This is a genomic window from Nocardia sp. NBC_00416 (assembly GCF_036032445.1).
GTDB lineage: Bacteria > Actinomycetota > Actinomycetes > Mycobacteriales > Mycobacteriaceae > Nocardia.
The window spans coordinates 535,190-547,766 of the sequence record NZ_CP107932.1 but is presented as its reverse complement, the minus strand read 5'-3'; the positions used below and the strand labels follow the sequence as shown (position 1 = coordinate 547,766).

Here is a 12,577-nt window from a genome sequence, read left to right as displayed (position 1 = left end):
GTACGGGATCCCACGGATCAACCACAGGCACCGAGCCGGAGAACTCATCGCCGATACGCTCACTCGAATCCATCTCCGCGAAGAGGACACCCCGCAGAAATACCGGCGATGGCTCCGATCGCACGCGCCACCCGAACCTACCGCAGCATGATGCCAGCGGCGGTTACCACGCACCTCCGGTGAACAGCGCGCTCCCGCAGCTGCTGGGAAACCCCATGCCGCCCCTGACTTACTGATCGTTTCAGAATCAAGTTCGGGTGACTGCCGGAAACTGTCAGCTGCAGAGCCGCTGAAAGACCTGCGTGAACTCATCGTTTTCGACCAGCCCGATGAGCACTCGAGTCATGCTGCTGATGCCGGCATCGCGGATGATGAGTCCGTCCGCGACCCAGAAATAGCGGCCCCCAAAGCTTCCCCGGTTGTTCTCCGGGAAGACACCCTCTACCGCTGCCAGTCGATGGCCGGTGACCCAACGAGTGCGACGACAAGGTGAGTCGCGCACATAGCACCCGACTCACCCGGAAACCGCCGGGATGCCGTCACGATGCGGACCATGGCCGCCGGCTCGGACACCACCGCCACGGTTCCCGGACTCTTCCACGCCTGGGCGCGGGCCGTCACCGGCGGCTGGGCGACTTGGTAGAGCTCTGGCCGCACGGTCACGCCGACCGCCACGGCAAGAGCCGACGAACCGCCTTTCGCCCCGAGGTGATGTGCGGAGGTTGCGACATCAGAGAGTCCTTGCCCCGAATACACCACCCGAACGCCACCCACCGGTCGTCGTCATCGGTGATCACATACTCTTCAGCGCCCCCGAGAACGATCGCCTCGACCGCCGCGGCCGCCTGGGACGGCTTGTCCTCGAATTGGATTTCGTAGTCGGCGATGGCGTGGACGCACCAGCCCGTTTCGATGCGCACCGAGGCGTCGCCCATATCCACCAGCATGATATGTGGATTGGCCCCGCGCGCTTGGTCTTCCATGGACGAGGATCCGCCGGAGAGCAGCAGGGTGCCGGGATTCGAATACGTATTGATGGCGTAACGCTCGGCGATGGAAAACACCTCCGAGCAGAACATCTCCCATTCCGTCCCACTCACCCCGGCCTCCCAGCCCACTCGCAATCTTGCCCCGCCTCGACACTACTTACCGCACGGATCAACCACCGTGTCCGAGTACTTCCATGCCGAGGATTGCGAGGGTACTCCCCCGTACACGCCCCCACGAGCAGCCGTCCGGTACTCCCCGGGCTCGCAGCGGGCGGTGCCTTGGGCAACGATTTTGGTGTTCGCGGCGGGTTTGGTGGCCTCGTTGTGGCCGCCGCCGACCCGCTGCCAGCTCCCACCCACCTTGCGCTGGAGTTCGACATCGATGTACAGCGAGTCGATGGCCGCCGTGCACTTGATACTGCCCTTTCCGACGATGTCGGTGGGTGTGCCCTTGGAATTGTGCGGATTCATGGCCTTCACGGCTTCCATTTGGCAGGCCGCGTTGCCCGGCCCGGGCGCCGCGTCGGCTGCGGGCAGTGCCACACACTCATCCACCCCTGCCATCGCCCGAACTCACTCCAGTACACCACGGCCTTTGAGATCGACCCGCACGGCCCGCGGCGCCGACAGCACGGCGCCGTCGACCTGGCCGCCTATTACTCCGCCAGCGGCGACTCCTTGGGATCTTGGCACGCCTACGACCAATAAGCTCGGTGAGTGTTTTACGGGGATGACCCAGAACGGTGGCGGGTTGGTCGTCACTGGTTGATCGACCAAGATCCAACTGAATAGATTGCCGCGTCGACTGTGACCTCCTTTTCGCTAATCGAGGAAGTAGGCGTCGACTTTCTCATCGGAATCCAGGATTTCGTCCGAAGCGACGCCGAGTTCTGCCGCTAGCTGGACCGATCCGGCGAGCGCGACCTGCACGTCGGGCGAGAAGGCTCGTTCGAGCAGCCTGAGATAGTCCGACATGCTCTGGTCCAGCTTTTCCAGTGTGGCCTGGTACTCCGCGGCGAGTTGCTCGTCGAGCGTGCGCTGCTCGTCGAGGTAACGCTCGATCAGCGCCGCTTCTCGCTTCGTCAACGACGAGGCGACGGCCTTGTACATCACAGTGCCGACCGTGGTGCCGATGACGGCGCCGAGGACCGGGATGGGGATGGTCGCCTGGCCGACGAACGAGGACAGTGCGCGTACTGCGGCTTCCAAGGCGATGAGCTCGGAGTTCTCGATGAGCTCGAGTTCGTCGATCTGGTCCCGGCGCAGCTTGTTCGCTTGTTCTGCGATGCTGAAGGATGTGGTGACGATCGAGCCGGCAACGGCCGCGGAGGTCGCGGTGAAATTCGTGAGCGCGTAGATGCTCAGTCCTCGGACGCCGCCCTTGCCGAAACCTGAGCCGGTCTCGCCTGCGAGGTCGATCCAGTCCCGCCCGCTGAACTCATTGAGCCGCTTTCCTTCCCGACGCTTGGCGACCACAGCCAGTACGAACGCCGTCCCGCCCGCGGTCGCGGCGGCGGTGAGTGCGGCCGTGCCTCCTTCTCGCAGCGTCGGCCGGCTGCGCTGGTAGGCATCAGCGCGCAGGGACCGGTCAGTGGCGCGAAGCAGGTCCTTTTCGGCCGCCATGGTCGAGGTGTAGACCTCACGTTGCACTTCGTTGTATTCGAGCATCGAGGGTTCGAGCGATTCGAAGCCGACCGGTGTCCTGGAAGAACGCCTGGACCCGCTGCCAGTCTCTGAGGGAAGGTCCGTCACCGCTGCGTGACAGCAGCTTGCTCGCTTCCTCAGGCGACAGGGCATGCAGCCGCTGGATCACCTCGAAATGGTCACGGGGAATCTGGTATTTCCCACCGTTGCGAACGTATTCGGGATACTTCTGGAGGTGCTCGGCGATCGCGCCCAGTGAGAAGCGGCCACCCGCTGCAACGAACTTCTGCTGGATCTCGACACTTCCGCGCATCAGGTCGACGGGTCCGTTGTCGTTGACCCACTGGTAGACGGCCTCGTGGCCGAGGATCTGCTTTCGGGCGTTGCCGATGCCGACCTCGGCGACCTCGGCGATGAAGCCGTGCATGCCATGCTGTCCGCCGCGGTTGGCGGCGACCACTTCGAGGTCGATTTTCCTGACGGCTTCGTCGACGCTGGTGAGCGCGTCCCGAAGGTGCTCGTCCTGCTGGCTGAGCGCGCTCAGAAGGTTGTCGATGCGGAGCTGGTTGAGATAGCTCACCCAGGAAGCAACTGCCTGTTCCTGGGTGCTCGTGACGAGCTCGGCAGCGTCACTCACTATCGGCATCCTGTTCGATGCGCATGCTCAGCATGGTCGCGCACGACTTCGCGTTGTTCACCAACGTAGCGAGTGCCGACCGCTCGGCAGGGGCGAGCGCGTGGAAATCGGCTCGGAAGTACACCAAGGCTTCCCCGTAACTCTTCACCAGCCCTTCGCGGAGCAAGGTCGTCCGCTGGAGAAGGTCGTCGATCTGAGCATCCATGCCTTCGACGAGGGCGGTGTTGTGCTTTATCGCAGTCAGCGCTTCGTGCTTCGCCTCTCGATTCTCGAACTTCTTCTTCGCGAACAGGGCGATCGACGCGAGTAGGGTTGCGCCCGCGATTGTCCAGCCGATCGGGCCGGCAAGCGCGAGCAGTGTGGTGCCTGCCGCAGTGCCGCCGCCACCGGCAGCCAGCGCGCCGCCACCGAGCCACGCCAGTGCTGCCTGGCTGGCTGCCGCCCCGGAAAGGGTCGAGATCGCGGCGCCGGTCGACGCTGTCCCGAAGGTGGTGGCGACCCACATCGCCGCCGACGGCGCCAGGCCCGCTACCGCGGTGCCCGCCGCGAACCCGGCGCCGGCGCCGGCAGCCGACAACCGTGCTGCTTCCAGCTCTTGCTGAGCGAAGTCCTCCGCGTTCAGGAACCGTTTCCGATGTATCTCGATCTCGTCGAAGTCGGTATCGAATGATTTCGGGGTGTTGGCGATGCTGTTCACCAACTGCTCGACCAGCTCGATCAGGTCCGTCGAACGTTCGCGCTGACGCAACAGAGATAGGCCCCTGTCGGCCATCGCGGTGAAGACGCCGTTGTATTCCGCTACGGCCACTTCGTAGGGGTCCGGCCCTTTCGCGGTCAGCTTCTCGACCCTGCCTCTGGCAGCGTCCTTAACATTGCCGACCTGCCCGGCGAACTGCGATGAAGCGGTTCGCGCAGCCTTGCCGATACCGTCGACGGCCCTGCCGATGCCCTCTTTGGCATCGCCTACGTCGAGCTGTTCTACCATCGCATCCTCCAATACCATTGCGGCTCAATTACATAACGGAGAACCTCGATGACATACATGGCGCCGAAGTGTCCGAACAGACGATTTCCACCATCACCAACAAGATGATCGACGGGATGGCCGAGTGGCAGAACGGCCGCTGGACTCGGTGTATCCGGTGATCTCCTGGATGCCATCCACGCGGGCCGTCGACGACTACTCCCCACTCACATCGACTCCATACGACCGCGCGAGTTCGGCGAGTCCGGACGGGTAGCCCTGGCCGACCACCCGCAGTCGCCATGCTCCGCCGCGCCGATACACCTCCACGAGTATCAAGGCGCGTTCCTCAGTCGCGGCGTCCAGCGTGGCACGTGCGAAAACGCCCGATTCGCTGCCCGCGGTGACCTCGATCTCGATCGCACCCACCGTCCCGAAAGTGACACTGTCGCCGTCGATCGCTGCCGCGACTACGACCCGTGCGCACTGTTGCGGAAGCTGCTCGACGGAGAGTTCGACAGTTTGTTCGCTGGGCCCATCGGCGGTCAGCCAGGCGCCGTCACCCGTCGGCTGGTTGTAGAAGACAAAATCGGAGTCGTGGCGAACTTTTTCGCCGCTGTCGAGAAGAAACCCCACAACGTCGACTTCATACGACTCATCCTGCGTCCACGACACACGCACCGACCACTCCGTGCCTATTTCATCGATGGGCAGATCCATCACCTGACCACGACACATGACGTGTGGTTCCACGATCTCCCGGGCATCCGCACCACGCGGGGACGCTGGGCCCGCACTGTCCAACAGTTCAGTTCCGTGGACCGGAAGGCCCCGGGCCTCCGCTCGGCCCAGCCGCGGGTCGTTCTGCGCACCCTCCAGCGCGAGAACGTCGGACACACTCGCCGACATATTGACCGCCACAGAGCCACTGAGATCGGCGACCCTGTTCCGTGCGCCGACAGCCGCAGCGTGCGGACCGCCGAGTACCAGAACCCGTCGCCCGGCCAACGGCCCGGCAGCCTCCGTGCGCGCATGTGGATCGCTTCCCATCTCTCCGGGCTGGGCGGACATATTCTTGGGAGTCCCCGGCTGGATTCGTTCGAGAAGCATCAGAAATGTTTGTTCGGTCATGATCGGTGTCTCATGACCACGCGCGGCGCGAGCTTTACCGGTGAGCGATTCCTGCGAGTTGGTCACCGGGGCGCTCGTGCGCCCGCTGACGGCCCGGGTCACATCCAACCCCGCCGCTACGGCTCGGGATATCAGCTGCACACGATCGACGCGAGTGTCGCCGGTGAAGGCGACCTTCATACCCTGAACCAGCACACCACCGTCGGTGAAGCGACCGGGATACTCGAACTCGCACATGGTCTTCGGCGGGGTGCTCGGCCACGCCGAACGCCTCCTTGCACCAGGACGGTCAGGCGGGCAGGCCAGCATCGGTAGCGCGATACCGAGATGAGCCGCATCCGTGACCAAGGACCGTAGTACCGCCGCGAGAACCCGCGCGTCGTCGAGTGCGTTATGCGCGCGCTGCTGCCGGATGCCGTAGTAGGTCGCGAGCGTGGCCAATCGACAATCCGGCACCGGAGGCGCAACGCGACGAGCGAGCGCCAAGGTACACAACCGATTACCGACAGGCAGGCTCGCCCCAATCCTGCCGAACTCGCCCGCGAGGAAGCCATAGTCGAAACCCGCATTGTGCGCGACCATGACCCGGCCAGCCAACAACTGAGTCAGCTCGGCCTCGATGTTCTCGAACCGTGGGGCCCCACTCAAGAGTTCACGCGTCAGACCGTGGATGTGGACCGGACCGGGATCACACCCCGGATCGACAAGCGTATGAAACTCCCTGACAACGACGCCGTCGCTGTCCAAGGCAAGCGCAGCGACCGACAACACCCGGTGATCGGCGGCGCTCAGCCCCGAAGTCTCGACATCGACAACAGTGAACGAGCCGAGGCCGGCACCCGAACACGCTGCCGACACTACCGAATCTGGTTGCATGCCAATCCAATCGTCAGTGAGTCACCGAACGTTGCGGATCAATGTGACTGATTTCGGGCACCGATTCGGGTCCACAGGCTCTGCGCTGGGACTCGAATGATTGGGCAGTCCTCCACCGAAGACAACCAGGACCCCGAAACCTCCTACGGCTGGCAGTTCGGCAACGCCCAGAAATTCGCCGCAACATCATCAAGGCACGGATCGCGGATGCGAACCAGAAGCTGGAGCGCTACACCCGGGCGATCGAGGCCGGCATCGATCCCAGCAGCCTGGTCGGCGAGATAAACGCGGCACCGGCGGAGAGAGCCGCCGCTCAGGTCGAGCTGGACACCATACCGAGACCAGTACAGGTCACCCCGCGCGAACTCACCGGGATCATCGATTCACACGGCGATATCCGTGCCCGACTCGATGCGGGCGACCCCATGGACAAGATGGAACTGTACAAAGCCCTGGAAGTACAGATTCGATACCAACCGATACAGCGCCGCGCTCAGGTGAGCGCTGGGCTTGCTGTGGTTAGCACTGGTGTCCGGAGGGGGCATCGACCACTACACCCACGTGCTCCATCAGCGGCGGACACTCCGGGTCGAATGACTGCCGAGCGGCGCACGCTGGTGCCCCAACGCTACCGGCACTCCAAGACTGCGCCGGAAACGAGCCACGATGAAGTGCGTCAGCGAGGACCATCTGCCCATGTCGAATGCAGAGGATCCGCGTGACAACTCGTCCGGACTCAGCCTCGCATAGTCCCTTTCCGCCTCAGACCGCAGGAGCTCCGGGCACCACCGGTACAGCCATCTGATCTATGGCCTGAGTGGCTGCCGGGGTCCCACTCTCGGGTGCCGTGACGCCCTTCGGATGCATAAAACCCCTCCACGGACCGAAATCGCCGGCTTTGTCACGCATTTCACTCGCGAACGGTTGCACGGCACCGTCCACTATCAATTCCAGCGGTGTTGCGGCGTCCGGTCCCCAGACGATGACCACGGCGGTCCGATCTTCCCAGAGGGATACATCTCCGGTGATCAGCTGATCCGGACCGATCCGATCGCTGGGGTCCCCGTCGACCCGAGTGCCGTCCTCCCGCCTGATCACCGACCACTGGGCAGGAGATTTTTCGTAGGCAGATTGGGCGTCTGTGACGTCCTTGCCGGCGAAAGCCCTGTCCAGCGCTCGAGCGACCAGCGCCGACACTCGTTGGGTTTGCCCATCAGGGAATATGTACTCGACAACCTCGTCGACGGTCGGGGGACGGCGGCCAGGACCGCTCCTGGTATCGGTAGGAGCGGTGGCACCTGTCGGCGGACCGGCAGACTGCGGTGAATCAGCACGGGCTCGGGTCGCGGGTTGGTCTGCAGATGGTGTGGAAGGACCAGTCGGCATCTTCGAGGGAGGGTAGACTCCCGGGCCCGGAATACCGCCGGGTCGACTGTTGTACTGGTCCACGTCTCGCACCCGCTGCGCCTCGTCCATACTGCGCGACGGGTTGGCCATATTAGATAGGAACAGCGGCAACATGCTGGTAGCCAGGTCCGAAGCCGGCGCCGCGCCGTTCGCCGCCGAGGACATACCGGGAGCAGCAGCGTTCGGTTGCTCGTACCAGGGTGTAGACGAACCACCCGGTGAAGTGCCCGACCCGTCGACCGCCGTCCTCGCCGCATCCCCCTCCATCGGATTGGAGTCGACCCCGTCGAGCAGCCCTTGCCACTCATCGTCAGTGGGGGCGTCACCGGGGTCCTGCCAAGCTTGCGGGTCGAATTCCGTCTGGACCGCTGATGCGGCCCCTTCCAACTCTCCGATCCTGGCCTCCAGCTCCTCGGCCCAGCTGTTCTGCTGCTCGGTCAGACTGCGCATAGCCTCCGCAAGCTCGTTCCCACCATCGACGGCCTCCTGCGCCAACTCCTCTGCTTCGATGAATGCTGCGGCAAGCAGGTCCATGAACTCCACATCGCCGCCTATGAAACTGCACGCGTACGCATTTATGCCGTTGATCAGATTCTCGATACTCTGCCGAAACGCTTCTGTATTTTCCGCTGCTTGGTCTGCGACTTCTGCAGCGCTGAAAAGATAATCAGTAAAGGAGCCTGCCGCGTCATTCAGTCCGGCGACTAGTTCTGAATAGCCGTCGATACCGCTGTCTTCGGAAGGAACGAACTCCGGTATCGACTCGACCTCAATGGGTTCTCGATGCCCTACACCACTGTTCTGCCAGTTCATGCTGAGCGCCGCCGCCAGCGTCTCGTCGTTCGAAGCTGTCATTACGCGCACCGCCCCTCGAGTCGCCGCGGGGACTTCCCTGCGCGCCTTCTCAGCCGTCTCGTCGCAACCGACATGACCGCCGGGGCCGGCTCGGTGCCCAGGTGCCTCGATGACAATGGATTTCGCGGGCCGAGCCGAAGTGCCACTTCAGCACTTCCAACGGCTACCGGCCCGGCCATGTCGGTGTTCTCACCAGCTACTGCGCTGATGTAACCGTCCAAACCCGTGATCACCTCGATCCCAATTCTCGAAGAAGTCCCTCCGAGCTATCACCTTGCGCGGGCGGATTCGAGTGCACTCTTCAAAGCACCGATGAGGCAAGCTCTCTCGCCAAATATTCAGAGCTTCTTCAGATCAACGGGCACATGACGCTCAGTACCCGAACCGAGAAAGTTGGACCGGCGTTGCTCACAAATCTCTCAGTGTCCGTCCTGGGAATTTCTCTCGATAAGCGCGATATCGTCGGGTGATCACAACGCCGACGGCGACCGGGCCACACTATCCACCTGCGCGAACGACAGCTTCTCGGGCGGAAGGGAATCCCACGAATGACCTCGGAAAACATTCTGGCAATCGATCCGAACGCCCTCCGCCGTCTTGCCTCACAGCACGACGAAGCAGCCCAGACCATCAGGCGATGGGCGAGGATGCCCACCGAGTGGCTGGGTAGCTTCCAGAATGGCTACGGCAAGATCGCCGAGCCTGTACGCCTGGCCATGCAGAGCTACTTCGAGGCGCGGGTGGCGGCCGGCAATATTCTGGCCGACAAGCACCTTCGAGTGTCCGCCTCGCTCCGCACCGCCGCGGACATCTACGAACACACAGATGCCGCCGGCGCATCGGCGATCAACTCGTTGCAATTCGCGCAGCCGACTGTCCCGTCAGCGAGAATTCCGTCCTCATCAACACACGGGAGCGGGCCAGAAAATCCAGTACGGCGACACAGTCCGTTGAGCGGAACTGTTCGTGCAAATGGCACCTCCCGGTGGGGCCCAGCAGCAACGCCATGGACTCGCTCGGCCGAAGATCCCTACAACTATCCGGTAGGTACGGGCAAGGCGGCCCACGACGTATCGGAACCAGTGCGCGCCCATGAGCTGCTGGGTTCCGGACCGGCGGTCGGAGACCCGGTCGTGCAGCAATCCAAGGCCGAGTCGACGTCGACACCCCCGATCACCGGGACGGCAGCTGACATGGATCGGGCCACCAGTCGACCTGGATCCACCGAGCAGGCGCAAGTCCCGTCTCCCGTGCCACCGATAGTTTCCGCACCGCTCACGGCGGCACACGGTTTCCCACCGAGTCCCTTGGGCGCGGCGGCGGCCGCCCGCACACCTATCGGACCGGCTCAGCCGACCGAGGAAATCACAGACCTGATCGTCGCCAGGACCTTGTTGAGCGCCGTATTGTCGGCAGTTGACCGCTCCTCCGCACCGTCGGCGTGGGCCGTATCGGTCATGAGAGGGCCGCAGGGGGCGCGGATCTTCATCACGTCGAACGAAGGTCGAGGCTGGCTGCCCGCCGGTCTATACCTGCCGCCGGAAGTCTCGACACCGTGGATGTTCAACCGGCTGGTCGAATCCGGCGGCACGGCATCACAAGCATCGTGGGAACGACTTGGCGATCCAGCTCGCATCCTCGCCGAGTTCGCTACCGAGTGGGGATCGCGGACAGATACCACTTTGACCGCCCTCGCATCCTCCGAGCCGATACCTGCGAGTGTTGTGTCGAGTATCGCGGGCGCCGAATCAGAACAGCTTGTGCGACCCTCGGGCGATCCCCTCCTCCGAACTCCTGGCGCGAACAGGGTAGACCGGTTGGCACTCACCAGCTCCGCACAGGTCCTACACAATGTGATGCGCACACCCGCACCGCATCTCCGCAAACGGCAGATCGACCTGGCAGTCCACGCTCATCAGCAGCTCGTCAATGTGGCGGTACGCCCGCCACATGCGGCGCACGTGCCCGGTTTGCGGGATCGAATCCTCGCCGCCGTTCAATCCGATTTCGTCGTGCCACCGCCGTGGTGGGAGGAACTACGTACCGCCCACCAGCAGCTGGCACTCTCGCTCGAAGAGGGCCCGAATGGAGTCGCCGCTCTAATGGATTCCGACCGGCAGCAGACACATTCCCTCGGAGTGTATTTCGATCGCAGGAGCAACGAGATCGTGTTGCTCCTAGCCGGCAACCCAACGCACCAGACACTTCGAGACTCGGTGTACGCCCACAGAGAAATTGTGAACCATCCCGCGTACGCCGGTTCGAGGGCGGTGCCATCGACTTCGGGATACACCAATCCCCCACAGCGCGCCGTCGCGGCCGATATCGATGCACGGACCGCACCGGGCACGCGATCCGGCCCCGGACTGAACCGTTTGTCCACAGCGAATGAACGCCCGGCGTTGGATGTGATCGGTTCACAGGTGGACTCGATCCAATAGGGCGTTGAACAAATGAATGTTTGTTCATAATGTAGCCCGGTTGACCATTGCCGCTGGGAAATCTGCGCATGATCGGGGGACAGAGTGTCGCGGAGCATCAGGACTCGACGCAGGGCATGGGGTGAGATGAGTAGACGGGCCTGACGGCGGCAGGCGGGGAGACGCCGACCGCCCCGTCCGCTCGACCGCAGGACCCATCCGTGACCCGGGCAATGCGCACTGCCCATCGAGGGCCGACACCGACTCACCCAGCGTTGCCGGTCCGGCCGATCGCCCATGTCGCCGCCGAGATTGGCATCTCCCGTCAGTGCACCACCACCAGATCGATCCTGAAGAAGGCCTGAAGGTTCCGGGTCCTGCGTGAAAATCTCCACGTCTTGAGTGTTGAATATCCTCAAGAAGTTGGGAACATCCGATTCTCCGCTGTTAAGGGAACAGGAGGGTTCGATGTGAGAGCCGAGCCGAACATTGCCGACGACTCTGAGCTCATACCTGATCAAACTTTGTCGGCGAGGAAGGTCGAGACCACTGATGGATCTGGGAGGCCTCGTGGGAGGCGCCGTCGGAGGCGTTGTCGATATACTACCTGCCGCTCTACCCGTCGTGGCACGGGTGGCCGGAGTCGCGCTCGCTGGTACGCCGATGGGCTGGGCCGTTGGTGCAGCTGCATTTTCGAATGTAGTGAACGACTGGGCCTCCGGAGACATTAAAGATTGGGGCGACGCCGCCAAAGCTGCGGGAACGGGTGCGGGGTCGGCTTTGGGGTTTGGCCTTCTCGGCGGGCCCGTCGGAAAGGCTGCCGGTAAAGCTATAGGCACACGGGTCGCTGAAAACCTTGGTCCGGGTACCGAAAAAGCAGTCAGTAAGTTCGTCGGTGGGGGTTTAGTCGGTCAAGCTCTTGGCGCGCTAGCCCGCGTGCCGGCCGAAATGCTCGGCCGAAGCGCGATAGGCAAAAGTGTGGCCGCAAAGGGTGGCGCAAAAGTGGGCGCAGCAACGGGCCAGGCGCTGGGAAGCGGAGCTGGAAGTGGTCTCGCAAACCTATTCAGGGGCCGTGGGACCGAGCCGAACTCAGGGTCCAATCCACCGGGCGATTCGAACCCGAATCCTAATCCAGCGGGTGGACAGCAGCCGGGTAGGTATGTAGGGGGCTATGTCGAGTCCAATGACGGCCCCTTTACCGACAAGGGACCCCCGGGCAACGGATTCTTGTTTCAGCCGAACGGCCTGTCTCCGCAACTGACTAGTTGGTATGCATAGCGAACGAGACACGGCGAACTGAAACATCCGAGTTGGGAGATCGGTGGCCCAGATCGCTGGATATACAGTGAATATCAGTGGCGGTGGTCGGCCAAGGTGAACCGGCGGACCGGGCAGGTCAGAAGTCGAGCCTATGCCGCTTTCCGGGCGCGACAGGCGGTGGCGTTGATCATCGGCAGGTGATCAACGCGATCCTGTGGAAACTGCGAGCAGGCGCACCGTGGCGTAATCTACTCGAGAGATTTTGGCCGTGGAAGACCGCCCACGAACGGTTGCGGTCGTGACAGCGGACGACACCTGGCAGAATACCCTCGACGAGATCATCGTCAAAGACGACTCTGTCGGCGCGGTCGAGTGAATCGTCAGTGTCGATTCA

Annotated in this window: 9 protein-coding genes and 1 pseudogene; 3 read left to right on the top strand and 7 right to left on the bottom strand. The window is 63.1% G+C overall.

All coding sequences use genetic code 11. The features are described from left to right. Positions 1–659: 659 nt before the first annotated feature. The 5 genes from OG804_RS02515 to OG804_RS02495 all read right to left on the bottom strand — a co-directional run bounded on the left by OG804_RS02515 (position 660) and on the right by OG804_RS02495 (position 4,255). Positions 660–1,100: a hypothetical protein gene (locus OG804_RS02515; RefSeq protein WP_328393422.1), complete on the bottom strand. Its 441-nt coding sequence runs from the start codon at positions 1,098–1,100 to the stop codon at positions 660–662. A 42-nt stretch (positions 1,101–1,142) separates the two neighbouring features. Then, complete coding sequence (locus OG804_RS02510; RefSeq protein WP_328393420.1) at positions 1,143–1,532, bottom strand: hypothetical protein; 390 nt, start codon at positions 1,530–1,532, stop codon at positions 1,143–1,145. Positions 1,533–1,811: 279 nt separating this feature from the next. Continuing rightward, positions 1,812–2,657, bottom strand: a complete 846-nt coding sequence (locus OG804_RS02505) for a hypothetical protein (protein ID WP_328393418.1) — start codon at positions 2,655–2,657, stop codon at positions 1,812–1,814. Further along, on the bottom strand, positions 2,629–3,270 hold the full coding sequence (locus tag OG804_RS02500) for a hypothetical protein (RefSeq protein WP_328393416.1): 642 nt from the start codon (positions 3,268–3,270) through the stop codon (positions 2,629–2,631). The genes OG804_RS02505 and OG804_RS02500 overlap by 29 nt, the downstream gene beginning before the upstream one ends. Beyond that, positions 3,263–4,255: a hypothetical protein gene (locus OG804_RS02495; protein WP_328393414.1), complete on the bottom strand. Its 993-nt coding sequence runs from the start codon at positions 4,253–4,255 to the stop codon at positions 3,263–3,265. Before OG804_RS02495 ends, OG804_RS02500 begins: the two co-directional genes overlap by 8 nt. Before the next feature lie 53 nt (positions 4,256–4,308). Here OG804_RS02495 and OG804_RS32250 point away from each other — a divergent pair. Further along, a pseudogene (locus OG804_RS32250) lies at positions 4,309–4,418 on the top strand (transposase); the annotation flags it as partial. A 32-nt stretch (positions 4,419–4,450) separates the two neighbouring features. On the opposite strand, the gene OG804_RS02490 reads toward OG804_RS32250, so the two are convergent. Both OG804_RS02490 and OG804_RS02485 read right to left on the bottom strand, forming a co-directional pair. Beyond that, the gene (locus tag OG804_RS02490; protein WP_328393412.1) at positions 4,451–6,241 is read right to left on the bottom strand and encodes a TerD family protein; all 1,791 of its coding nucleotides are present in this window, start codon (positions 6,239–6,241) and stop codon (positions 4,451–4,453) included. Positions 6,242–7,003: 762 nt separating this feature from the next. Beyond that, complete coding sequence (locus tag OG804_RS02485; protein ID WP_328393410.1) at positions 7,004–8,503, bottom strand: hypothetical protein; 1,500 nt, start codon at positions 8,501–8,503, stop codon at positions 7,004–7,006. Between the two features lie 548 nt (positions 8,504–9,051). Between OG804_RS02485 and OG804_RS02480 the strand changes: the two genes are divergently transcribed. Beyond that, complete coding sequence (locus tag OG804_RS02480) at positions 9,052–10,944, top strand: ESX-1 secretion-associated protein (RefSeq protein ID WP_328393408.1); 1,893 nt, start codon at positions 9,052–9,054, stop codon at positions 10,942–10,944. Between the two features lie 1,334 nt (positions 10,945–12,278). Then, on the top strand, positions 12,279–12,485 hold the full coding sequence (locus OG804_RS32245; RefSeq protein WP_442941726.1) for a transposase: 207 nt from the start codon (positions 12,279–12,281) through the stop codon (positions 12,483–12,485). The last annotated feature ends 92 nt before the right edge of the window (positions 12,486–12,577 follow it).